At 69.2% G+C, this 23,699-nt stretch carries 20 protein-coding genes; 11 read left to right on the top strand and 9 right to left on the bottom strand.

Annotated elements, in window-relative coordinates; translation table 11 throughout:
• The first annotated feature begins 91 nt into the window (after window positions 1-91).
• Window positions 92-1,120: a LacI family DNA-binding transcriptional regulator gene (locus M8C17_RS18115; protein ID WP_252417676.1), complete on the top strand. Its 1,029-nt coding sequence runs from the start codon at window positions 92-94 to the stop codon at window positions 1,118-1,120.
• A 154-nt stretch (window positions 1,121-1,274) separates the two neighbouring features.
• On the opposite strand, the gene M8C17_RS18110 is transcribed toward M8C17_RS18115, so the two are convergent.
• Window positions 1,275-2,519, bottom strand: coding sequence for a sorbosone dehydrogenase family protein (locus M8C17_RS18110; protein WP_252417675.1), 1,245 nt, complete (start codon window positions 2,517-2,519; stop codon window positions 1,275-1,277).
• A 444-nt stretch (window positions 2,520-2,963) separates the two neighbouring features.
• Here M8C17_RS18110 and M8C17_RS18105 point away from each other — a divergent pair, with 444 nt between their 5' ends.
• Both M8C17_RS18105 and M8C17_RS18100 read left to right on the top strand, forming a co-directional pair.
• Window positions 2,964-3,545 carry a hypothetical protein gene (locus M8C17_RS18105; RefSeq protein WP_252417674.1) on the top strand — a complete coding sequence of 194 codons (582 nt, stop codon included), beginning with the start codon at window positions 2,964-2,966 and terminating at the stop codon, window positions 3,543-3,545.
• A 266-nt stretch (window positions 3,546-3,811) separates the two neighbouring features.
• A complete protein-coding gene (locus tag M8C17_RS18100; RefSeq protein WP_252417673.1) occupies window positions 3,812-4,426 on the top strand; it encodes a lytic polysaccharide monooxygenase in 615 nt (204 codons plus the stop codon).
• Window positions 4,427-4,533: 107 nt separating this feature from the next.
• Here the strand turns inward: M8C17_RS18100 and M8C17_RS18095 are convergent, their stop codons facing one another.
• Window positions 4,534-6,717, bottom strand: a complete 2,184-nt coding sequence (locus tag M8C17_RS18095; RefSeq protein ID WP_252417672.1) for a UvrD-helicase domain-containing protein — start codon at window positions 6,715-6,717, stop codon at window positions 4,534-4,536.
• Between the two features lie 400 nt (window positions 6,718-7,117).
• Here M8C17_RS18095 and M8C17_RS18090 point away from each other — a divergent pair, with 400 nt between their 5' ends.
• Together M8C17_RS18090 and M8C17_RS18085 are read left to right on the top strand one after the other, a co-directional pair.
• Window positions 7,118-8,506 (top strand): alkaline phosphatase PhoX, encoded by a 1,389-nt coding sequence (locus M8C17_RS18090; RefSeq protein ID WP_252417671.1) that lies wholly within the window; start codon window positions 7,118-7,120, stop codon window positions 8,504-8,506.
• Between the two features lie 72 nt (window positions 8,507-8,578).
• On the top strand, window positions 8,579-8,734 hold the full coding sequence (locus tag M8C17_RS18085) for a hypothetical protein (RefSeq protein WP_252417670.1): 156 nt from the start codon (window positions 8,579-8,581) through the stop codon (window positions 8,732-8,734).
• A 136-nt stretch (window positions 8,735-8,870) separates the two neighbouring features.
• Here M8C17_RS18085 and M8C17_RS18080 read toward each other — a convergent pair whose 3' ends face one another.
• Window positions 8,871-9,443, bottom strand: coding sequence for a peptidoglycan-binding protein (locus M8C17_RS18080; protein WP_252417669.1), 573 nt, complete (start codon window positions 9,441-9,443; stop codon window positions 8,871-8,873).
• A 294-nt stretch (window positions 9,444-9,737) separates the two neighbouring features.
• Here M8C17_RS18080 and M8C17_RS18075 point away from each other — a divergent pair, with 294 nt between their 5' ends.
• The 3 genes from M8C17_RS18075 to M8C17_RS18065 all read left to right on the top strand — a co-directional run bounded on the left by M8C17_RS18075 (window position 9,738) and on the right by M8C17_RS18065 (window position 15,818).
• Window positions 9,738-12,491: a BTAD domain-containing putative transcriptional regulator gene (locus M8C17_RS18075; RefSeq protein ID WP_252417668.1), complete on the top strand. Its 2,754-nt coding sequence runs from the start codon at window positions 9,738-9,740 to the stop codon at window positions 12,489-12,491.
• Between the two features lie 239 nt (window positions 12,492-12,730).
• Window positions 12,731-15,259, top strand: a complete 2,529-nt coding sequence (locus tag M8C17_RS32175; RefSeq protein ID WP_252417667.1) for a PKD domain-containing protein — start codon at window positions 12,731-12,733, stop codon at window positions 15,257-15,259.
• Between the two features lie 118 nt (window positions 15,260-15,377).
• The gene (locus M8C17_RS18065; protein ID WP_252417666.1) at window positions 15,378-15,818 is read left to right on the top strand and encodes a hypothetical protein; all 441 of its coding nucleotides are present in this window, start codon (window positions 15,378-15,380) and stop codon (window positions 15,816-15,818) included.
• A 40-nt stretch (window positions 15,819-15,858) separates the two neighbouring features.
• Here the strand turns inward: M8C17_RS18065 and M8C17_RS18060 are convergent, their stop codons facing one another.
• Complete coding sequence (locus M8C17_RS18060) at window positions 15,859-16,368, bottom strand: DM13 domain-containing protein (RefSeq protein WP_252417725.1); 510 nt, start codon at window positions 16,366-16,368, stop codon at window positions 15,859-15,861.
• Window positions 16,369-16,800: 432 nt separating this feature from the next.
• Between M8C17_RS18060 and M8C17_RS18055 the strand changes: the two genes are divergently transcribed.
• Window positions 16,801-17,511 (top strand): alpha/beta fold hydrolase, encoded by a 711-nt coding sequence (locus tag M8C17_RS18055; protein WP_252417665.1) that lies wholly within the window; start codon window positions 16,801-16,803, stop codon window positions 17,509-17,511.
• Here M8C17_RS18055 and M8C17_RS18050 read toward each other — a convergent pair.
• On the bottom strand, window positions 17,477-18,511 hold the full coding sequence (locus M8C17_RS18050; RefSeq protein ID WP_252417664.1) for a hypothetical protein: 1,035 nt from the start codon (window positions 18,509-18,511) through the stop codon (window positions 17,477-17,479). The genes M8C17_RS18055 and M8C17_RS18050 overlap by 35 nt on opposite strands.
• Before the next feature lie 344 nt (window positions 18,512-18,855).
• On the opposite strand from M8C17_RS18050, the gene M8C17_RS18045 reads away from it, so the two are divergent.
• On the top strand, window positions 18,856-19,650 hold the full coding sequence (locus M8C17_RS18045) for an MBL fold metallo-hydrolase (protein ID WP_252417663.1): 795 nt from the start codon (window positions 18,856-18,858) through the stop codon (window positions 19,648-19,650).
• 98 nt (window positions 19,651-19,748) lie between these two features.
• Here the strand turns inward: M8C17_RS18045 and M8C17_RS18040 are convergent, their stop codons facing one another.
• The 4 genes from M8C17_RS18040 to M8C17_RS18025 form a co-directional block, all read right to left on the bottom strand.
• A complete protein-coding gene (locus M8C17_RS18040; RefSeq protein WP_252417662.1) occupies window positions 19,749-20,939 on the bottom strand; it encodes an amidohydrolase family protein in 1,191 nt (396 codons plus the stop codon).
• A gap of 93 nt (window positions 20,940-21,032) precedes the next feature.
• Window positions 21,033-21,674 carry a GNAT family N-acetyltransferase gene (locus M8C17_RS18035; RefSeq protein WP_252417661.1) on the bottom strand — a complete coding sequence of 214 codons (642 nt, stop codon included), beginning with the start codon at window positions 21,672-21,674 and terminating at the stop codon, window positions 21,033-21,035.
• 87 nt (window positions 21,675-21,761) lie between these two features.
• Window positions 21,762-22,103: a hypothetical protein gene (locus M8C17_RS18030; protein ID WP_252417660.1), complete on the bottom strand. Its 342-nt coding sequence runs from the start codon at window positions 22,101-22,103 to the stop codon at window positions 21,762-21,764.
• The gene (locus tag M8C17_RS18025; protein WP_252417659.1) at window positions 22,100-22,624 is read right to left on the bottom strand and encodes a hypothetical protein; all 525 of its coding nucleotides are present in this window, start codon (window positions 22,622-22,624) and stop codon (window positions 22,100-22,102) included. Before M8C17_RS18025 ends, M8C17_RS18030 begins: the two co-directional genes overlap by 4 nt.
• Before the next feature lie 482 nt (window positions 22,625-23,106).
• Here M8C17_RS18025 and M8C17_RS18020 point away from each other — a divergent pair, with 482 nt between their 5' ends.
• On the top strand, window positions 23,107-23,583 hold the full coding sequence (locus tag M8C17_RS18020; RefSeq protein WP_252417658.1) for a hypothetical protein: 477 nt from the start codon (window positions 23,107-23,109) through the stop codon (window positions 23,581-23,583).
• Window positions 23,584-23,699: the final 116 nt, after the last annotated feature.

Raw genomic sequence — 23,699 nt, 5'->3', positions numbered from 1 at the left:
TCCTCGTCCGCCTGGGTGCTCGTCACGGCACTCCGGAGGCGGCCTGTCGCCGCGTACCACGCCTGTGCCGGTCGCCGGGAGGGAGCACCACATGGCCAACGAGCCTGGGATCCCCACCAACCGCACGCCCACGCTCACCGATGTCGCCAAGCTCGCGGGGGTGTCCGTCGCGACCGCCTCCAAGGCGATCAATGGGCGTAGCGAGGTGCGGGCGACCACCAGAGTCCGGGTGCTGGAGGCAGCCGAGCTGCTCTCCTTCGCGCCGAACGCCCTCGCCCGTGGCTTGCTCAGTGGCCGCACCGGGACCGTGGGCCTCCTGACGAGCGACCTCGAGGGGCGCTTCTCGATTCCCATCCTGATGGGGGCGGAGGACGCCTTCGGGGCCGGCCAGGTGTCGGTCTTCCTGTGCGACGCGCGCGGTGACGCGATTCGGGAAAAGCATCACGTCCGTGCGCTGCTGTCGCGCCGGGTGGACGGTCTGATCGTGGTGGGCTCCCGCACCGACGCCCGTCCACCGTTGGCCGGCAACATTTCCGTCCCGGTGGTCTACGTCTACGCCCCCTCCTCGGATCCAGCCGACGTCTCGATCACCGTCGACAACGTGGGAGGCGGTCAGCTCGCCATCGAGCACCTGCTGGCCTGCGGTCGGCGCAACATCGCCCACATCACCGGAGACGCTGGGTTCCAGGCGGCGCGGGATCGTGCCGAGGGCGCAGCGGCGGCGCTCGCCGCTGCCGGCCTGAGCATGGTTGGCGGGCGACCGTACTTCGGGTCGTGGGACGAGTCCTGGGGGCGGGCCGCAGCGCACATGGTCGTCGAGCACCATTCCGAGGTCGACGCGATCTTCTGCGGCAGCGACCAGATCGCCCGGGGTGTCCTGGATGCGCTGCGCGACCTCGGACGGGACGTGCCTGGTACGACCTCCGTGATCGGCTTCGACAACTGGGAGGCGATCTCCGCACACTCGAGGCCCCGCCTGACCAGCATCGACATGAACCTCAAACGACTCGGTGCCATGGCGGGCCAACGGCTCTTCGAAGCCATCGACGGCGGTGCGCCGACATCGGAGGAGTTCCCGAGCCGAGTCGTGATGCGCGAGTCGACCCTGTCGGTCGGCTGAGGTCCTTCGTACCCGGCTGAGCCCGTCCTCGGTGAAGCGGCATCGTGGTCTCTTGATTCCCCGACAAGCGCTGCAGATGTTGCCAGCTGGGGACGGCCGGTCGGATGCGGCCGTCCCCAGGGGTACTGCGGATGCGGAGGGATTGCCCCGAGGTTCAGCGGTTCGCCGGCCCGCCGTTGGAGGCTGGCTGGACCCGTTCGAACCGCACCCGGCTCAGCCATCCCGGGAGGTCACTGAGCACGTACAGCTCGCCGTGCACGTCCCTGTCGATCGCGGTCGGCTGGGTGGGGAAGTTGCCGATCGTGGCGGACTCGTAGCCGCCCGTGGGTTTGGGGCGCACGGCGAACGCGAGGGTCGAGCAGTAGTCACTCGCGATGTACGTCCCCCACGCCTCCGGGGTGGCGGACCCTCGGTACACCACGCCGCCGGTCACCGAGCAGTTCTCCGTGAGGTAATGCTCGTACTCGAAGACCGGGTCGGTGTACCGCACGCCCGACCGGCATTGCTCCGGGTCGAAGACCGGCGTGCCCTCTCGGCAGGACCAGCCGAGGTTCGCCCCACGCTGCGACGGGCGGATGTGGTTGATCTCCTCGACCAGGCCCTGGCCGACATCACCGATCCACAGTGAGCCGTCGACCGGGTCGATGGAGAACCGCCACGGGTTGCGCAGCCCGTAGACCCAGATCTCCGGCCGGGCGCCCGCCACGCGGACGAACGGGTTGTCGAAGGGCACGCAGTAGGGCTTCCCCCCGCAGGTGCGGTTGACGTCGATCCGCACGATCTTGCCGAGCAGGGTGCCGAGGTTCTGACCGGACTTGAACGGGTCGTTCGCGTGGCCGCCGTCGCCGAGGGACCAGTAGAGGTAGCCGTCGCGGCCGAATGCCACCTGTCCGCCGTTGTGGTTGCCGTACTCGGCGTGCTCCTGGGTGAGCAGCACCTGCAGCCGCCCGGGAGCGTCGATGGGCACTCGCGCCAGGGTCAGCGCGCCGGCCGGGAGGCTCGTGTAGGCCACGTAGAGGATCCCGGTCCGCGCGAAGTTCGGCGCAGGCGTGATGCCGAGGAGGCCGCGCTCGTTGTCCGAGGTGTCGATCCGGGCGGTCAGGTCGAGCACCGGATCGGGCGCCAAGCCGGTGTCGGGGTGGTAGGCGCGGACGGTGCCGTTCTTCTCCGCGATCAGCATCCGGCCGTCCGGCAGCCCGGCCATCGCGATCGGACGCTGCAGACCGAAAGCCACCTGTTCGGTTACCACGGTCAGCTCAGCGAGTGGCACCGCGCGGGTGTGGGATGTGCCGGCCGCGGCGGTGCCGGCCACCGGCGCCGGTGGTAACAGGAACGCAGACAGGACCAGAACGAGCAGCCCGGCCAGGATGGTGGCCGGGCGCCAACGCTGTCGCGACATGGTCAGCTCCTCGAGCAGGTGAGTGGACGCGGGGTGGGAGCGTTCCCACGATACATCGATCCTAGCCAATATCAAACGCGCGGCCTCTGGTGGTGCCGACAGGGTGGCCGGGCCGGGATGCACTGAGGATCGTCGATGTTGCCAGAGTGGATCCGGACGTGTTGGAATGGCTGACATCGCCGCAGCGCGGGGGCAACCGTGCTGGGAACGGCCAGCACGGGAGCATCGCAGTCCGGCAGCGCGCCGCTTTGGCGGACGCTCGCATGCCGCATCGCCGGGCCATCTCTGTGACGACGGGCGTTCTGCCGGGCAGGCATCCTCGCCCGCCGTCCGTATCCCCTGGTATGTGTCCCCGACGGTCGACGCGCTCGACGTCTGACACCTCGGGGGCGTCCGATGCGGTCTGGCAGCGCACCAGGACCGGCGATGAGGTGAGAAGCGATCATGATTTCCCGAGAGAGTTTCGCGGGTTGGTACCGAAACCGCTTCGTGTGGGTGGCGGTGATCCTGCTGGCGGTGTCGGCCGGCACGGTCGTACTGGTCAACCGGGCCAGCCCGGAGGCAGAGCCGGCGGATCTGCAAGGGCAGATCATGACCCGGATGCGTACCACGCTCGAACAGGCGGACCCGGGGCAGCACAACCACGCCGGACACGGTGTCCAGCAGGCGGCCGCCGAGGAGAAGAAGCCGCCAGTGATCTGCGGGGTCCGCGTCTACGGCTACGAGCCGGCCGAGGTCACCGCGCTCGCCGACGTGCGGACGGTCTACGGCTTCCACCTCTGCGGGGTCGCCGAGCAGAAGCGCCCCTGGGACGTGGCGGTCAAGCTGGCCGGACCTGTGATCATGGATATGTCCACCGAGCCTCCCGGCATCCAGGTGGTCGAGGCGACCGCCGACGTCAGGTTCGTCGACCGGCTGCGGGAGATGTTCCCGGACAGGTACGAGGAGTTGGCGCTCAAGGAGGCGCTGACCGAGTCGGAGATGGCCGACCAGCGCCGCCGGTACGACGTCGCAGCCGGGCTTTGACCCGGCCGGGCGGCCTGGCGGGGCGGTCGTACCCGCACCTGCGAAACCAGGGGCTGGACATCTCCTCCACCGGGCGATCCCGGTCAGCTTGATCCACATCAGGCTTTAAATAGATCAAAGTTGATATTTAGGCTCATAGATGTAACAGTTGGTTTGGGAGCGTTCCCACGCTGATCTTCAGTACCTAGAACGGAGGATGAACAGTGCGTTCACACAAGTCCGATCAATCCGACGGACGATCCCGGTCAGTCCGTCAGTCCCTCCGAGTGCTCGTCGTGCTCTTCGCCATGGTGGTCGGTACGCTGCCCTGGACCGGCGCGGCCCAGGCCCACGGCACCATCATCAACCCGGCGAGTCGCGCCTATCAGTGCTGGAAGACCTGGGGCAACCAACACACGAACCCGGCCATGCAGCAACAAGACCCCATGTGCTGGCGGGCGTTCCAGGCCAACCCCGACACCATGTGGAACTGGATGAGCCAGCTGCGGGACGGCCTCGCCGGCCAGTACGAAGCCCGTACCCCGGACGGACAGCTCTGCAGCAACGCCCTCTCCAGGAACGACACGGTGAACCAGCCCGGAGCATGGAAGGCGACCACCGTCAGCCGCAACTTGACGGTCCATCTGTACGACCAGGCCAGCCACGGTGCTGACTTCCTCCGGGTCTATGTCACCAAGCCGGGATTCAACCCGACCACCCAGCGAGTCGGGTGGGGCAACCTCGACCTGATCACGACGACCGGGCGGTACGCGCCAGCACAGAACATCTCGTTCAACGTCTCGATCCCTGGACGCACCGGAAACCACGTCCTGTTCGTGCTCTGGAAGGCGTCACACCTGGACCAGACCTACATGTGGTGCAGCGACATCAACATCACCTGATCGGCAAGACCGACAGCCGCGGCACTACTCCGGCCCAGGGCGTTGCGCCCTGGGCCGGATTGTTCGTCCGGTGGTGCCCTACCTGGGGGGCCGAATAACCTCCGAGGCTATGGCGATCGCTGCGTGAGGATCAGCTGTCCGAGTTCCTGGGTGCAGCGGGTGAGCGCGACGTAGAGGCCGTTCCAGCCGCGCGGTTCAGCGGCGATGCCCTGGGGGTCGACGAGTAGCGTCGCGTCCCATTCCAATCCCTTCGACTGGGACGCGGTGAGCACCGGCACATCGCTCAGCACGGCCAGGAGTTCGGCGATGCGGTCGGCGGGGGCGACGACGCCGACCGTGCCACCATGCCACCGTCGCTGTAGTTGTCGCACAGCCTGGGCGGCGGCGCCGGCGAGCTCGGCGGACGTGATCGTGAGTTCCCAGGGGCGGATGCCGGAGGAGCGCACCGCCCGTGGCGGCGCGTTGCGGCTGCCAGCCTTCTTCAGGACCGGTTCGGTGAGGTCCATGACCTCACGCGGGGTCCGGTAGCAGATGGTCAACTCCGCGGCGGTCCAGCGGTCTCCGAAAGCAGCCCGCACCGCTTGTGCCCAACTGGTTTGCCGGTGCGCTGCCTCCGCCTGGTCGATGTCGCCGACCGCGGTGATGGAGCGACTGGGACAGCGCCGTAGGACCATCTGCCACTGCATCTCGGACAGCTCTTGCGCCTCGTCGATGACGACGTGGCCGTACACCCAGCCGCGCTGCCGGCGAGCGAGGTCGGCGACGAACTCGCCCTGCGGTTGCAGGGCTTCGACCTCGCCTAGTTGGTCGGCGAGGGCGTCGAGCAGGGGGATGTCGCTCGATGCCCACGGGGTGGGCTCGGCCGAGACGGCGGTGATCTCGTCCGGGGACAGCTGCGGGGCGAACCGGGCCAGCAGGGTGCGGTCGGTCAGGAAATCACACAGCAGCGTCTCGGCGTCGAGGGTGGGCCACCATGCCTCGATGAACCGGGCGATGGTGGCGTTCTCGGCGATCCGAGAACGGAGCTGTTCGATCTCCTCCTCGGAGAGCAGTCCGTCGATGTCACTGCCGGTGGGCGTCGTGCCGGGGTGGTGGTCATGCCGCATGTCCTTGTCGACGCGGGCCAGGATGTCCTCGAAGCCCTCCTCCATCTCGTTCATCAGCGCCTCGCGCTGCTCGACGACGGCGTCGGCAAGGAGGTGGTGCAGCTGCTCGGTGAACGCCGCGCGGGCGCGGTGGTACGGGCGTCCCTGCACCGCCGAGGCGAGCGCCTGCGCCACTGTCGGGGCTGTGATGACGTAGAACTCGCCCTCCCAGCGCAGCTTCAGCTCACGGGGCCGGGGGAGTAGCGACGTGACGTAGTTTTCGAGCGCGGGCTGCCAGAGGGCGCGGCCCTTGATTTCGGCGAGAGGCCGGCTCTCGTCGCGGCCGACGTGGATCTCTGGCAGCAGAGTGTCGCAGGTCGCCGAGACGACGGCGGTCTCACCGAGCGCGGGTAGCACCTGGGCGATGTATTGGAGGAACCGCGGCGAGGGGCCGAGGACCAGGACCGCTTGGTCGGCCATCTGTCGGTGGGCGAACAGCAGATAGGCCACGCGGTGCAGAGCAACCACGGTCTTGCCGGTGCCGGGACCGCCCTGAACGATCAGCGGGCCGGTCGCCTCGGCCCGGATGATGTTGTCCTGTTCGCGTTGCAGGGTGGAGATCGCCGTCGACATGCGGCCGGTGCGCCGCTGGTCGAGGGCGGCCAGGAGAGCGCCTTCACCGACGAGTTCCGCCGTTAGGGTCCCGTCCAGTGGCTCGTCGTCCACGCCGACGACGGTCGATCCCGTTGTGCGGATGTGACGGCGCCGTGCCTGGCCCTGTGGGTCGACAGCCGTCGCGGTGTAGAAGGGCCGAGCTGCGGGAGCGCGCCAGTCCACCAGCAGCGGCTCACTGTCCTCGCCGTCGTTGCGAAGACCGACACGGCCTACGTGTCGCACGCTGCCATCAAGGCCGTCGAGGCGGCCGAAGACCAGCCCTTCCCGTGCTCGCCGTAGTTCTTCGTACTGCTGGCGGAGCATGCGCTGCCGCGCCTGTTCCAACGCGTCCAGGGCCTCTGACGAAAGCTCGGCCTGTAGGTGGTCGGCCAGCCTGTCGCGCCGGGCCGTGGCCAAGTCGAGAAACTCCTGTTCCTCGGCGACCGCGGATCGGCGTGCGACGTCCTCTGCGCTGGACGTCGACGGTTCGCCGTCCGGTGTTACTTCGCCGACGCGAGCAGTGCCGTTGTCCAGAGCAGAATCCCGACGCATTCGCAATCCTTGTACTGGTGTTCCCCCCGACCCGGATGGGCCGGGCGTATTCCGGCGGCAAGCATAGAGTTCGTTTCTCCTCGTCGGCCAGGAAAACCGCTGCCAGAGATCGGAATCTCAATGCCTTGCAGTTCCGGGTCGCCTGTGGCCTCACCTATCTTGATTTCCTATTGACTGTTCAGTCCTTATCTGATCTGCGGCTGGCTCGCGGACGCGGCTGCCCGGCTGCCGCATCTCGTGCCAAACCCTCTGGTTCGCCGGTGACGTCGCCGATGCATCGGTCTCGATCAACTCGATCGATGCCTTGACGGGTGAGGCGGGATGTGACGTAGTGGTTCGAGCGGTTCAGGTCGATATCGGCCCGGGCCGCGACGGGCCCCGACGTCCAGGAGGTTTGTCCGTGTCTTTGTCTCGCCGCCAGTTTCTGTCCCGCTCAGCCGGAGCCGGTCTCGCCGTGGCTGTGGCCGGTTCGGTCGACGCCCTGTTCACCGCGGCACCCGCGCTGGGGGTGTCCGGCCCGGATCTCGGGTACGGCCCGCTCGTGCCTGACCCGGCCGGCATGCTCGACCTGCCGGTGGGCTTCCGCTACACGGTGCTGTCCCGCGAAGGCGCCGTCCGGCCGGACGGCGGCATCGTGCCGAGCCGGTTCGACGGCATGGGTGCCTTCGCCGACAGGGCGCGCGGCACCCGCCTGGTCCGCAACCACGAGTGCTCCCCGACCGCGACGATCAGGGTCGTGGCTCCGCCGGAACGCACGTACGACCCGGCCGCCGGGGGCGGGACCAGCACGATCATCGTCAGAGCATCACGACGCGCCGTCTCGGAGCACGTCAGCCTGGGCGGCACGGCCATCAACTGTTCCGGCGGCCCAACCCCGTGGCGCACCTGGCTGACCTGTGAGGAGACCGAAGACAAGGCCGGTACCCGCGGGTACACGAAGGACCACGGGTTCATCTTCGAGGTCGACCCGTACGACGATGCTCGCAACACCGACCCGACACCGCTGACCGCAATGGGCAGGTTCCAGCACGAGGCAGTCGCGGTCGACCCGCGCACCGGCATCGTCTACGAGACCGAGGACGCGTTCGTGGCACCGCTGGGCAGCTTCTACCGCTTCCTACCGAACCGGCCGCTCTGCGGTCACGGAAGCCTGCGGGCGGGCGGTGTGCTGCAGGCTCTGCACGTCCCGGACCTGCCGGATCTGTCCGTGGTGACCGAGGCGGGCGCGTCGTTCTCCGGCATCGAGTGGCTTGACGTGCCGGACCCCCTGGCGACGACGGAGTCGGTCCGTGCACAGGATTACCGCAAGCCGATCACCGGTGGGTACAAGATCGAGGGCGCCTGGTGGGGGGAGAGGGACGGCTGCGCCTACTTCGTCTCGTCATTCGCCCGGCGTGAGCTGGGCTCGGCCCGCGACCACGACGGCCAGGTCTGGCGGTATGACACCCGCGCCAACACCTTGCGTCTGGAAACCATCTTCACCCGTCCGACGCCGGCGCCGGAGAACCCAGAGTTCGACGCTCCGGACAACATCTGCATGTCCCCGTACGGGGGCCTGATGATGTGCGAGGACGGAATCGGCGACCAGCACATCCTCGGTACGACCGCCGACGGCGAGGTGTTCGTCTTTGCCCACAACCGTGTCAACGTCGGCACGGCGGAGGACCCGGCGTACGGCGAGTTGGCCGGCGCGACGTTCTCCGCCGATGGCCGGACCATGTTCTTCAACGTCTACAACCCGGGCATCACGTACGCCGTCACCGGCCCCTGGAACCGTCGCCAGGGCTGACGGCACTCTGGTGCCCGGCCCGGGATGGGTGGCCCTGAGATTCCGGGGTACCTGTAGCCCATGGACTCGAGCATGGAGAACTGGCAAACGATCGCCGGCAGGCACTGCCAGTGCGATGACGATCCTCGCCGGTGCCGCGACTGTCAGGCGTACTGGCCCTGCACGTACCGACTGCGCGCCGACCACGAGTTGAGCGACGGGCCGGCACTTCTCGACCTGGCCCGCTGACAACCCCTCCGTGTCAGCGAGGCAGCTCAATTATTTCCGGGCGGACGGGTGGTTGCGTCGGAATCCGGACGTCGCCGGGCCAGCGGGCCCGCCAACCTCGCGACGTCCGGATTGCCGTGGCCGAGGTTAGGCGAGGTCAGCAGGTGCGGGAGTTGTACGCGGCCCAGTAAGGGCCGCTGCCCTGAGGCGGGTAGAACCGGTAGTTCCCGTCGGGCGAACGCTGCAACACGAAATCGTGCGAGCTGTACGGGCTCCTGGAACCCGTGACCCCGTCATACACCACATACAGCCACCCGTTCTGGTTGTCGTGCTGCGCGAGCCTGTCGCCAGCCTTCGTCCAGCTGTTCCGACCGGCAGAGCCGTCCGCGACGAGGCCCTTGTCGCGCTGGAAATTCTTCGTTGCGGCATCGGTCTGGTCGCCGAAGACGCCGTCGACCCCCGACGAGGGCAGGTATCCATTCGCCCACAGAATGGTCTGCCACAGACAGGCGACGTTCGAGTTGCGGTGCGTGGCGACGTTGACGACGCCCTCGTCATCGAAGTCGTCAGGTACCACGCCGCTGCCATGGACGTACGCCCTGCCGGTGTAGGAGCCGCTGGCCGCGGCCGGCGTGGCGATAGCGACGTTGAAGCCGATGGCCAACACCGCACCGACGGCGGGTACAGCAGCTCTACGGAGCACGCGACGAACGGAGTGGAGCGAGGACATGCATCTCCTTTAGTGGAAATCGTTCGGGGCGAGGATGGTGAAACGAAACCAGGACCATCGCATCTCAGCGCATCCAGGCTCTCCGATGGGACAGTGTGGACGGTAGAAAGGTACGGTGGGGCCCGTACAACCGGCGCACAACTGGTGTACACACCACCCACGCCCGCTCCCGTCATCCGGGCGCGGCGCACCTGATGACAGATGGCAGCGCCCAGATGTGAGGTGCCTGTGCGTTTCGACCTCCTTGGCCCGCTCCAGGTGTACCGCGAAGGCCGGCCGGTTCCGCTGGGCTCGGTGAAGCAGCGCCTCCTGTTGGCCACCCTGCTGCTGCGCCCGAACGAGGTCGTCGGCACCAACGAGTTGGCCGCAACGCTGTGGGGCGAGGAACAGCCGGCGTCGGCTGCGGCGAACCTGCGCACCTACGTGCGCGGGCTGCGGCAGTCGCTGGGCGGCGGGGAGCCCTGGGAGGGGATAACCACTGCGGCCGGCGGCTACCTGCTGCGGGTGGAGCCAGGCGAGCGGGACCTGGACCTGTTCGACGCCGCGGCGGCGCGGGGCCGCGAGGCCCTCGCCGCAACAGATGTGAACCGGGCCCAGGCGGAGCTCTCCGCCGCGGTGGGCCTGTGGCGTGGGGCCTCGCTGTCTGACCTGCCGCTGCGTCCGGCGCTGGCCCGGCGGGTGGCGCAGCTGGAGGAGCGCCGACTGCTCGCCGAGGAGGACTACGCCGAGGCGATGCTGGCGCTCGGCGCGCCGGCCGACGTGGTGCGCCGGCTGCGCGCCCTGCTCGACCGGCACCCGCTGCGGCAGCGGGCGTGGGGTCAGCTGATGGTGGGCCTGTATCGCATCGGCGACGTGGCCGGCGCACTGGATGCCTTCCGGCAGGCTCGGCAGGTGCTGGCGGAGGAGACCGGCCTCGATCCCACGCCGGAGCTCACCACGTTGTACGACGACATCCTGCATCACCGCCCGGGACTGGCAGCGCAACCGCCAACCGTGCCGGACGGGCCGCTGCCGGGCACCGCACCGGGGCCCCTCATCCAGCGCCCCGAACAGCTACCACGTGCCGTGCCGGAGTTCGTCGGCCGCGGCGCCGAGCTGGCCAGCCTCGACGCGCTCCTGGAGCGTGGGGGCCAGGGGCCGACGACGGTGGTCATCTCTGCGGTGTCCGGCATGGCAGGAGTCGGCAAGACCGCCCTGGCGCTGCACTGGGCGCACCGGGTGGCCGACCGCTTTCCCGACGGCCAGCTGTATGTGAACCTTCGCGGGTACGACGAAGCCGGCGCGGTGTCCCCGCCCGATGCCCGGTCCGGCTTCCTCGAAGCGCTCGGCGTGCCCCACGCCCGGATACCCTCCGACATCGAAGCCCGGACGGGGCTCTACCGCAGCCTGCTGGCCTCCCGCCGGATGCTCGTGGTGCTCGACAACGCTCGCGACTCCGCCCAGGTTCGCGCCCTGCTGCCCGGTGCCGGCGGCTGCATGGTCGTGGTCACCAGCCGCGACCGGCTCGGCGGCCTGATCGCCGCCGAGTGCGCCGAGCCGATGACGCTGGACGTGCTCACGGCGGAGGAGTCGATGAGCCTGCTCGCCGGCCGGCTCGGCGCCAGCCGGCTCGCCTCCGAGCGCGCTGCGGTGGCCGACATCGTCGAAGCCGCAGGCCGGCTCCCGCTGGCGCTGTCGATAGTGGCGGCGCGCGTCGCCACCCATCCCACGTTTTCGCTCGGCGCCATCGCCGCCGAACTGCACTCGGCCGAGGCGAGGCTGGACGCGTTGGCCGACGGCGACGTCCGTCGCGTCTTCTCCTGGTCGTACCTGGCTCTGGGGCAGGACGCGGCCCGGCTGTTCACCCTGCTGGGGCTGCATCCGGGCCCGGACCTGACCGCCGCCGCGGCTGCGGCGCTAGCCGGCATGTCGACCGCGGCCGTCACGCCGCGACTGCGAGAGCTGACCCGGCTGCATCTGCTGGCCGAGCACACCCCCGGCCGGTACGCCTTCCACGATCTTCTGCGGGCCTACGCGGCCGAACTCGCCGAGTCCTCGGAGCGCGCCGACGAACGCGTGGCAGCCCGACATCGGCTGTACGACCACTACCTGCACGGCGCCTACCCGGCCGCGCTGCTGCTCCAGCCGCAGTGGCCCCCGATCGAGCCGGTGCCGCCGCTGCCCGTACCCGCCAGGCGGCCGGTGACCGATCACGACGGCGCCCTCGGGTGGTTCACGGCGGAGCACCGGGTGCTGGTCCGGGTGGTCCGGCAGGCCGCCGAGAACGGCTTCGAAGCGTACGCCTGGCAGATCGCCTGGGCGCTGAACACCTTCCTGGCACCGCGCGGCCTGTGGCAGGACCAGCTCACCACCCAACGGGTCGCGCTGGCCGCCGCGGAGAAAGTTGACGACCTCGCTGGTCAGGCCGCCGCCAACAGGCTGCTCTCTCGCGCACTGACCCGACTCGGCGACCACGACGCCGCCGAGTACCGGCTGAAGCGCGCACTCGAGCTACACGAACGCCTCGGCGATGCGACTGGTCAGGCGCAGACGCTGCACAACTACTGCGAACTCTGCTACCTGAACGGGCGGCTCGACGAGGCGCTCGCACACGGTCGCGAGGCGCTGCGGCTCTACCGGTTGGCCGGTAACCGCTCGGGGGAAGCCCGGACGCTCAACGCGATCGGTTGGCTGCTGGCCACCACCGGCGACTACGCCCAGGCCATCGAGAGCTGCAGCGAAGCGCTCGTCCACCAACGGCAGAGCGGCGACCGCAACGGCCAGGCCGCGACGCTGGACAGCCTCGGCTTCGCCTACGACCGCCTCGGTGAACGCGACCGCGCGGCCGACTGCTACGAGCAGGCGATCCAACTCTTCCGCGACTCCGTCGACCGCTATCACGAGGCCGAGACCCTGATCCGGCTCGGGGACACCCGGGAAGGGATGGGCGACCGGACCGCTGCGACTGCCGCCTGGCGCCAGGCCGTGCGGATCTACGAGGACGTGGGTGACCCAGCGGCCGAGGAGGCACGCCGCCGCCTCGAACGCCTGGTTCCGGGTAACCATTGAACACGGTGAGCGGCACAATCAGATGCTCCGAGAAGTTCACCCATAAACGGCGGTAAATAGACGGCAACGTCAGCGCGGGGCAAAAGCTCGTTAAGGGCCGCGCTACCCTCCCCTCCACATGGGATTGCCGCGCGAGTGCAATAGCGCCAGCGGGGCCCCGAATCGGAGGGTGGAAATTGCTGATATACCAGAATTTCAGACGCCGCTTGCTGGCTGCGGCTCTCACGGCAACTCTCGGGGTGACCGCGCTCGTCGCCACGCCGGCAGCCGCGGCGGCCGACCCCTCCGCGACGGAGCCGTCGGCGGCCGGCGAAACGTTCACGATTCAGCCCTTCTACGCGCCGATCGAGGCCGACGGCGATGCAGTGCCGCAGGCCGCGCGGACGTCGCTCGCGCCGGCGGAGGAGCGCGAGCCCACCGCGGAGGACGCTCGCGACGTGGCGGAGCGCCAGGGCGACAAGTCGTTCTCCGGCGCCGGGCAGGGCACGGCACTGGCCCCGAGCGGGGCGCGGCGCCCGCCGGCCGTCCCTGACGAGAGCTACCTCGACCCCTGCTGGGACAGCGACAACGGGCGTGGTGAGTACGGCCGCGTCTACAACCGCTTCGCCTGGTGCCAGCGTGGTCGGATCGGCGGCGAGGTGCGCGACGAGGACGACGACGTGGTCGGGACGGTCAGCATCATCTTCCGGGCCGCGGCGTACGGGCGGGACGACGGCAACCGCGACGTGCGGGTCTTCCTGCGCACCGAACCCGGGTCGGCGGACTATCAGGCATTCTTCCCGTGGGACGAGGCGTCGCTGCGCAGCGCGATCATGCACCTGTGGGTCGACTGCGACAACTTCCTCGACGGATGCTCCGCAGGGGGTGCGACGGCGGGCAAGACGATGGACGAGTGGGACAGGGATGGGAGCTGGCACTCGTGGACGGTGGCCTCCGCGAATGCCGGCGACGGTCTCGACAAGGTGAAGCGACACCTGTGGCACTTCAAGTCCAGGGTCTTCTCCAGCGTGTTGCCGGGCGTGCCTGCGAAGAAGATTGCCCAGTCGCACACCATGCGGTGCGACTCGGCGTCGGTCGGTTTCGCCCTCAGTCGGTCCAAGGCGTGCGTCTTCGACGACGTCATCCCGCATCTGCAGTATTCGGCCATCAGCGCCAAGCACGGTGAGGTGGCTCGGCACATCCAGTGCGCACTGGATCCCGGCTGCACGTCGTGGCCCCTGAAGGATGGCAAACAGGTCCCGGGCAAGTTCGTCGACAACCGCGACGCGCCCGGTCTGCACCGGATCACCGAGAAGGTGCCGAGCCACCCCGACGGCGTCACCTACTACTCCCGGAACAGCTACCAGAAGGACCAGGCCTGCCAACAGGGCACGCCGTACTTCGCGCTGGGTCTGCCGGCGCACTTGTACAAGCCTCCTGCGCAGCAGTGCGACGAGTTTCCGTTCGCCTCCACTCGGGAGGGCGCTGGCGTTGGTGACTGGAACTTCTCCGTCCTCGGTGTGACGGCGGCGGTCAACGGCTGCGCCGGGAGGGAGTTGCAGCGGTACTACCGCGACGACCGGATCCTGGTGTGGCAGCCGGGCGTCCCCACCGCCGCGGAGGACGAGTTCTTCGTGCACATCACCGACGCACCGGACACCGGAGACCCGGCAGCCTGCGAGGAGGACCCGGACGAGGGGGGCGATCCCGACCAACCCCCGACAGTCAACGCGGGGCAGGACGTCAGCGGCGACGAGGGTTCGGTAATCACCCTCAGCGGCAGCGCGTCCGACGCGGAGACCACTCCGACGACGGGCTGGACGTACGCGCCGGGGCCGGGCACCGACCCGGGCGCCGCCTGCTCCTTCACCGCCGAGGGCAGCACCACCACCGGCATCACCTGTACTGATGACGGCACCTACACGGTGACGCTGTCGGCAAACGACGGCGTCAACGGTTCGGTCAGCGACAGCGCGACGGTCACGGTGCACAACGTGGCACCTGCGGTCGGGGGACCGCAGCCGGCCACGATGACGGTGGCCCCCACGGCCACGTCGTCCGCCGGTATCGTCACGCCCACGCCGTGGCAGGTGTTCCGGGTCGGGCAGTCGGTCAAGCTGACCGCCAACTTCACCGACCCTGGCCTCAACGACACCCACGTGTGCTCGGCCAACTGGGACGACGGCACCTCGCAGACGTTCACCTCACGCGGACGGCAGTGCGTACGCGAGCACACCTACACCGCGCCGGGGATGTACACGATCAGCACCGGTGTCGCCGACGACGACGACGGCATCGCCGACGCGGCCAGCGTTATGGTGATCGTGTATGACCCGGAGGGCGGTTTCAGTACTCAGGGTGGCTTCCTCGATTCGCCGGCCGGTGCTCTCACCGGCGCCCCAAACGTGGCGGGCAAATTGACCTTCACGTTCAACCCGAAGTACCTGCCCGGTGAGGCCGGTCCCGTACCGGGCGGCGGCAAGGTGTCGGCATCGCTGCAGGGAGCCTCGTTCGACCTCGATTCGACCGCGCTGGAATGGCTTGTCGTCACCCTCGAGGACAAGGTCGCGGTGAAGGGCACCGGCACCGTCAACGGCGTACCCGGATACGGCTTCGTCGCGTACGGCTTCGACGACCCCGATGCCTCCCGGCTCGTCGTCTGGCCGCTGTCGGCCGGACAGTATCCGCAGGACACGGTGCTCTACGACAACCGTGGCACTGCGGGGTACGACCTCGATATGAGCGACCCTCAACCGCTGGCTGGGGGATCACTCCAGGTGCACCAGTAGTGTCGGTTGGGTGCCCGTGACGGACCCGTCCCGGGCAGCCCATCGATGCAGTGACGCGCCGACGACCGTGCCCGCCTCCACTGTGGGGCGGGCACGGTCACCCCAGAGAGGACACCTGATGCCCCGACGGCTGACTCGCCTGGAGACCGAGGTGCTCGTCTTTCGGCGCATGATCGTGCTGCTGGACGACGAGGGCGACTACGAGGCGTCCGGCCAGGAATGGCTGTCGGTCTCCCCGAACTGCGTCGTCGCGTTCAGCGCCGGTGCCACCGACCATTTCGCCAGTGTCACTCTGGAGATCTGGGACGGGCCGCCGCCCCCGCTCGACGGGTGGGAGAGCAGCCAGGCGGGACGCGTCCGACTGGACAGCGGCTACCTGCAGGTTCAGCCAACCGACACGCATGTTCTCCGGATCGGGCCAGCAGGCCGGTACGAGGTGCGGGCGTACAGTGCCGGGCGGTCCCGAATCGCTGCCCTGACGCCACGATCGGGCATCGAGGAACTACGCGGCGTGGAGTCGTTCCTGTTCCAGTTCTGGCCGGCCGAGCTGTCCAGCTGAACGGCACCTGGATTCTGGCGTCTGGAATCGGGCGGCGTGGTCAGGTGGTCGTGAGTTCGGCGGCCCCGAAGGAGACCGCGAATCGCTTGCACCAGATGGAGACGCTGCGAAATTCTTGCGGGTCAACCGATGCCGCCAGCTCGTACACCTGGTCGCCCCGATTGCCCTTGAGCCTTGCCAGCTCGACCCATTCGCCGTCATCGAACACGCGCCAGCCGGCCGTGCCTCGGGTCACCGGCTGGTCGGTCAGCCACACCCGCAGGTCCGGACCGTTCGACGTCTCCAGGTCTCGAATGACGAGCTGGTGGCGCCCGTCGGCGAGCCGGACGATCTCGGCACTGCCGGTCGTCTTGTGCTCGTGGGTGACGAACTCGCCGGCGGCCAGGATCTCGTTCCCTGCTGGTGCGGCGGCCGAGGCCGCGTGGGGCGGGGTCGCGGACGCCGGAGTGGTGGTGGCCGGTGTCGTCCCGGTGGGGGGAAGTGCGTCGTCGACGTATGTATCGGTGAACAGCTTCCACGGCTGGAACCAGTAGGCAGCCACAATCGCCATGACGACAGCGGAGGCGAGACCGGCCCGCACCAACCGTGACCGGAAGATCCTTTTTCTCACCCCCGCAGCGTACGACCACCGCAGCCGTCGAGCTGGCCGCGAACTCTTTCGGAACCCTTACGGCGTGCGCCACCGCTCCCACCGGCACGTCCGGCTCTTGGCCTGCCCTGTGGTACGGCCCGGGCCGCCGGCCGGACCTGGTACAGCCGGCTTTCCAGATCTCGCAGACAGAATTCTGATCCGCTCTGAATACTGGATGCTGCACCGCTCCCACGGTCGGGATTGCGGGCCCGTACGCGGCCGCCAACGAAACGCCCTGTCGAAACATCCTCGTCGTCCGGTTTGCGCTATCACGTCCAGCGGATAGCGGGGCCTCTCGAAAGGAATGCCGAGATGAACGCCGCTTCTGACATGTCTGCCCAGGAGGCAGGGATGCCGACCGTCGTGCTCGTCCACGGGGCATTCGCCGACTCGTCGAGTTGGAATGGGGTGATCGCTCACCTCAAGCGTCGGGGTTACCCGGTCATTGCCGTCGCGAATCCACTGCGCGGCGTGCAGAAGGATGCCGCTTACGTTCGATCTGTTGTGGACACCGTCTCCGGCCCGGTCGTGATGGCCGCTCATTCGTACGGCGGATCAGTAATGACCGAGGCTGCGGATGGTGCCTCCAACGTGAAGGCTCTGGTGTACGTCGCCAGCGTGAGCCCGGACGTCGGCGAAAGCGTGGCCCAGTTGACCACCAAGTTCCCGGGAAGCGCGCTCCTCACGTCCGTCAAGATGGTGCCTTTCCCCCTCGACGAGGGTGGCACGGCCATGGAGCAGTACATCTATCAGGACAAGTTCCCGGCGGTGTTCGCCGCCGACGTCGACCTCGAAACCGCTGAGCTGATGGCGGTAACGCAGCGGCCGCCCACCGAAGCCGCCCAGACGGAGAGTGTGACCAAGGCCGCCTGGAAGACGATCCCGTCCTGGACCCTGATCACCACCCAGGACATGGGGGTTCCGCCGGACCTGCAGCGCTTCATGGCCAAGAGGGCCGGGTCCACGACGGTCGAGATCGACGCGTCCCACGCCGTGGCAGTCTCTCAACCCGGCCCGGTCGCAGACCTCATCGACACCGCCGCCCGCGCCACCGTCCGCTAGGTGCGGTACCCGGCCGGCACGCGTCTCCGAGCGAGACCTCGGTGTTCGTGGCTCGCTCCTGACGAGGCCGGGTGGTGATGGCGTAGCCGGTGGTGGTGACGCCCAGTGCCACTCCCCAGCCGAGGAACACCAGCAGGGTGGCGCTCACCGCCCACCCCTCCCGCACATCCGACCAGTGCGTGTCGCCGGTGAGCACCTGCCTCACGAGCACCGCGGCGCTCAAGACGCTGTAGGTAACCAGCGTGAGCGCCACCACCCCGGCGGGGGTCACCGCTAGGAGCCGGGGGACCCGGCGCCCCCGCAGTCCCGGCACCCAGCGTGGGAACTTCTGCCCCCAGCGCTGTATCAACCCGAGAACGAGCAGGCCGGCGAGCGGCGGGACGAGGGTGATCGCCACGCCGGTCCAGGTCGAGAGGTTCCGGTGGATGTCATCCAGTTCCCGCTGGGAGATTCCGAACGGAACGCCGAGCACCCACAGCCCGTGCGGCACGGCCCAGCCGACCACCGGCAGGGCGACCGCCACGTACGCCCAGCGGCGGGTCCACCGCGGCACCGGCTGGTATCCGGCCTCCCGCGCTCCGCGCTGCGGAGCGCAGGCGTTGGCGAGCCCGGCGAACAGGAGACCGCCGGCCGCCAGCGCGAGCCGTGCGCCGAGGTCGCGCCAGTCCGAGGGGCGTCCCGCCAACGCCGCAGGGATCTCGAAGAGCAGGTGTAGCGGGAACGCGAGGACCAGGAGCAGCGCGGCCGCCGCCCAACTGCCGACGGCCGGGTAGCGGCCGGGGAACCGGACCGCGTACACGACCAGCACCGCGAGGGCGGCACCGACCCCCACCGCTCCCCACCCCGCCCAGAACGGCAGTGTCCCGACCTGGTTCGCGCCGCATCCGCCCGTCGGGTCGACCAGATTGGTGCGGTCGCAGGCGGTGTACCCCCACCGGCCACCCGCGATCCAGTACGCCCGCAACGTCAGCTCGGCGACGACGAACACGACGCAGGCCACCGCCCAAGGCCGGACCCGAGGAGCGGCAGCTTGTCGGGGGGAACGAGCCGGAAGACCTGACATGCCAACCCCCTGCGGATCGTCCTGACGCCGTGCCGGATTCGTGGCCGTGCGTTCCGGGACCCGCGTGCGCCCTAGCCGTTGCCTCGCCGTCATCGCTTGACCATCTCGACCACGGCCGGGGTCACCCGGGACTGACAGAACGAGGCTTGCGGGTCATGGAGCAATGCTCCGTGCCGACTGTCGGGGCTGTCCTCCCGGTAGAGGGGGGAGGCGCTCCCTCTACCGGGGGAGTGCAGACCTGGAATGGGCCCAGTTGTATCGGGTTGGAGGGGCGGTCCGGTGTGAGCGAGGACGTTGTCGAGCAGGTGGGTGTGGACATGGTCGACTGGTATGCGCAGGCCGACATGGGTGGTGGCGTCATCCGGATTTCGGAACCGCACGTCAACGAGCTGGTGTCGGCGAACTTCTGGTGGTTGCGCGGCAACGATCGTGACATCGTGGTCGACGCCGGGCTCGGTGTCGTCGCGTTGCGGGAGGCGATTCCGGTCCTGTTCGAGCGGGATCCGATGGTCCTGCTCACCCACGCGCACCTGGATCATGTCGGTGGGGCGCCCGAGTTCGGTGACCGGGCAGCCCATCCCGCCGAGGCGGAGCTCCTGGCGGTGGGGATACCGGCGAGCCTCTACGGCGCGGAGCTTTACGACAGACTCGGGATCGACGCGGCGGGAGAACCGGTCCCGGAGCTCATGATCGACGCTGTGCCCGCTCCCGGCTACGACCCGGGTACCTACCGGGTCGAACCGATGACCCTGAACCGCCTGCTCGACGACGGCGACCGAATCGACCTGGGTGGGCGAGTACTGACTGTGCTGCACCTTCCCGGCCACACACCGGGAAGCGTCGCCGTGCTGGAGGAGCGCACGGGTACCTTGTATTCCGGCGATGTCATCTACGACGGTGCCTTGATCGACAACCTGCCGAACTCCGACGTGGCTGCCTACCGGCGAAGCATGGAGTTCCTCGCCGACCTCGACGTGTCCGTCGTCCATCCCGGCCATGGGCACAGCTTCGACAGGACACGCCTTCGCCAGTTGGCCGAGACCTACCTGCGCAGGAAAGCCCAGGTTGGGCGGTAGCCGTAGGCGGCATCAGGCGCACCACGATGGCTGTCCCGTGCCTGCCTCCGACCTCGGTCTGTGTCTGTCAGGTGCTTCTGACAGACCCTCGGAATCAATCATCTGGTCACCGGATCGCCGGCGCGGTACACGGCGAGCGGGCGGCGCAGTACGGTGATGTCGCTCGTCGGGTCGCCGTTCACGACCAGCAGGTCGGCGTCGAATCCGGGGCGGACCCGCCCCTTGCTCCGCCCGAGGCCGCACACCTCGGCGCCGACCGAGGTGGCCGCGGCGAGGGCCGCGGTGGCGGGGACGCCGCACGCGACGTACTCGATGAGCGTCTCTGGCAGGATCCCGTGCGGCTTCGCCGGGCCGAGGCCCGCGTCCGAGCCGGCCACCAGGCGGACCCCGGCCCGGTGCAGGGTGGTAACGCCGTCGCGCAGCGTCGCCTCGCTGAGCCCGAGCCGCGCCGCCATCGCCACCACCTCCGGTGGCGTGACCACGGCAGGCTCGGTGCCGAGCGTCGCACAGACCGCCACCCCGGACGTGGCCAGGCGGTCCGCGAGCTCGTCGGGGACGCGGGCGCCGGTCGCGCTCACGCACGTGCAGTGTTCGATGCCGTCGACACCGACGCGCAGCGCCTGCTCGACCGCGCTGAGCGCGTGCGCGTGCGCGGTCACCGGCAGGCCCAGGTCGTGTGCTCGGGTCAGCGCGGCGGTCAGCTCCTGGTCGGTGAACTGAGGCCGGGTGGTGTCGGTGCCGGGGGTGAACACCCCACCGCTGGCCATGACCTTCACCAGGTCGGCGCCGGCCTCCGCGCGCAGCCGCACGGCCTCGCGGACTCCGTCGACGCCGCTCGCCTCACCCCCCATCGACCAGCAGTGCCCGCCGACGCTGGTGACCGGCGCGCCCGACGCCACCACCGTTGGCAGATCGTCGCGCACCTCCCGGTCCCGCCACCGGAGCACGGCGCCGCGCAGGTCGCCCAGGTCCCGAACCGTCGTGACGCCGGCTGCCAGGTGCGAGCGCAGTGACGCCTCGATGACCGCGTCGAGATCCGGCTCGGGACGCTCGGCGAGCCGGCCGAGAGCGTCGGGCCCAGCGTCGGCGCACAGGTGCACGTGCGCATCGATCAAGCCGGGCAGCACGGTGCCGTCCGGTTCCTCGCGCACCGGCCAGCCCTCCGGCACCTCGGCCCGACCCCGGCGCACCTCGACGATGCGCCCGTCGTCCAGCAGGAGCAGCACCCCGCCGCCCACCAGCCGCTCGCCGTCGAACATCCGCGCCGCCCGGACAGCAAGTCTCGTCATCGACCCTCCCCGTCACGTTGAGCCGTTTCGGCCAGACTCTCAGCTGACGGTGCTCCCGCACACGGGGCTCCGTCAGCCTTGACAATGAAATGCCTACGTCTCGAGAAGCAGGGCTTCGGCTCCCACCGGTCGAAACCCGGCCGCCTGGAAGGCGCGCACACTGCGCGCGTTGCCGGCGGCCTGTTGTGCCCAGACCGGCTGTCCGGCGGGGACGAGATGCCGGGCTGCTGTCGCCAGTGCCCGCCCCAGGCCCCGGTGGCGACATCCCTCGTCGACCTCGATCGCCGTCTCCCAGCGACCTGCTACGCCTCGGCCGAGAACGACCACTCCGCCGTCGGCCGCCCAGACGCGGACGTCATCACGGCGCTTACGTGCCCTGGCTTCGCGGGGATGACCGGCGTTCACAACCTCGTTCAGCTTCAGAGGGGGCGCACCCGGAAGAGGGCTCGCGACTGTCAGGAGGTCGATGGTGTCCGTGGACCGCCGCGTGCGGTCGAGCAGCGCAGTCAAGAAGCGTGGATTCATCGCGGCGGCCAGGCCGTCGCAGTCGAGAGTGGCCAGCGTGCGGCGTACCCACCTGGGGTCTTCGTCGATGAACACCACCGAGTGCCCGGTGAATGCGATCACTCCGGCGTCGCGGTGGCTTGGCTGCAGTACGACGGTGGTCCCGCCGTCCGCCGGCGGGAAGCGCCCGTGTGCTGCCGCGTCCAGGATGTCGGCCAACGTGCTGCCCATGGTTGTCTCTCCTCTTGGGACTCACCGGGTGCTGCAGGCGGGAGTTCCTTGCAGCGGGTGAACGTCCACGTTTGCGGCCAGTCAGCGTCAGTGTGCCGGCGGTGGCGCCGAAGCTCGCGCGCACTCGGGTCTGGTCAGGCTGAGGTACGAGGTGGCGGCGACCAACAGGCCCAGGCCCCACAGGGTGTAGGCCGGCAGCACGACGGCCAGGAACCACGTCGCCCCGCTCACGTTGTTGCCGGTGGCCCAGGCGGTCATGCCGCCGATGCCGAAGTACGTGGTGAGGCCGGCACCCACGAAGAACCCCGGGCCAGCCACCAGCCAGCGCGGCACCCGTCGGCCGGCGAGCGGAAGCACCCACCCGGGCCAGATGCGACCCCAGCGGTGCACCAGTGCCAGCGGCAGCAGCGTGCCCGCGAGGAGCATCATGACGATAAACGTGCCACGCACGCGACGACCGCCAGGTATCCGGCGACGTACGCCCAGGACGGCGAGGGATCGTCTCGCCGCTCGGCCGAACGGCCATGAACGCGACCGCAGCTCTGGCAGGCGTCACGTGCCCGCCGTTGCTCGGCAAGGGCGATGGCGATCGTCACCGCCCCGCCGATGGCACCACCCCCCTGTGCCGACAAGGTCACCCAGTCCGTCGCACTGAGATCCATCCCGAACAGGCCACCGAGGATCATCAAGAGACTCAGCGGAAACATGAACGAGTACAGGATCATCGACGCGCCGGACATCCAGCCGACTGCGGCCAGCGTCCATCGAACCCCGCTGCTCCAGTCTCGTTCGGCACCCGCCCTGATCAGCAGGATCGCAGCCGCCGACAGCATCGCGGGCGCCACCGGAAGCCAGCCCTCCGGAAAGAGGGATTCGCCGGGCTCGGCGAACCGTGGCGCGCCCCGGACGGCCCACCAGCCATGGGCAACCGCGTACGTCGCGACCCACACCGCGGCGACCGCTGGCCCCCACCCTCTCCAGATCCTCTCGGGCTCTCCCTCCACCGAAGGACGGCGGTGGCGCGGCCGGCCGACGTGCGACCTCGAGATAGCGCGCACGGCCCGGAGCACGGTGACGAGCGCGATGGATCGATATCCGGGCCATCGAAGCCGGAACCCGTCAACCACACAGACCACCATGGACCGATGATCGCTGGCGATGGAAGGTCTCTCCTCCCCGCCACAGGGGAGTGCACTGCCACTGCCGGGGGATTGGCGGTCCTCGGCGGTCGCACTCCCGCGTCGGTCGACCCGTCAGGCAGGCCGTTGCAGCGCTTTCCCGCGCTTGAGACGGCGGACTGGCCGAGTTGACCCCGATGAGTAGGTCCCCACGGTCCCCCTGAGCGAGGGAATCAGGTGGCTCTCCCGGGGGAGGTCGGTCGCGGGCGCTCCGGGAAAGGTGATGGGCATTCGACGATTGGAGGGAGGGAGCCATGAGCCTCACCCATGCCCGCCCGTCCCGCTGGGCGGTTGCCGCCGCCTACGCCGTGCCGCTCTGTGTTCTACCGTCAGCAATCTGGCGTTTGACCGGAGCTACGGGCAGCACTGTCGGCTGGTATCTGACCACCCTGTCCGTGCTGTCCATGGCCCTCGCCATCCTGACACTCGGGCTCGTTCACCAGTGGGGCCAGCGTCTTCCTCGCTGGCTCGGCGGCAGACCAATTCCGCCTCGCGCCGTGACACGGCTGGCGATCAGTGGCGGCCTACTGCTCGTGGCCATCTGCGCCTACTTCCTCCTGAACCAGGCGTTCCACTTCGTCGATCGGGGTTGGAGCCCGGCCGCGATGCAGGACGCGGTCGTGCACGAGCGGCCGGGCTGGGACACCTTGCGGTACTACGTTCCACTGCTCGCCTGGGGCCCGCTGTTGATTGCCGTCGGCCTTGACCATCGCAGGCGCGCCTTGCGGTGAAGGCGACCAGAGTGACGGCTTCGGGCGGCCGCGGTCGTCGAGGGCGAGCGGCGAGGATGCCGATGGGCCGCCAAGGCGCACATCGCGCCTCGGCGGCCCATCGGTTCGGTTGTCGC

The organism is Micromonospora sp. RHAY321 (assembly GCF_023896955.1).
Taxonomy (GTDB): domain Bacteria; phylum Actinomycetota; class Actinomycetes; order Mycobacteriales; family Micromonosporaceae; genus Micromonospora.
This window is presented reverse-complemented; position numbering and strand designations above follow the sequence as displayed.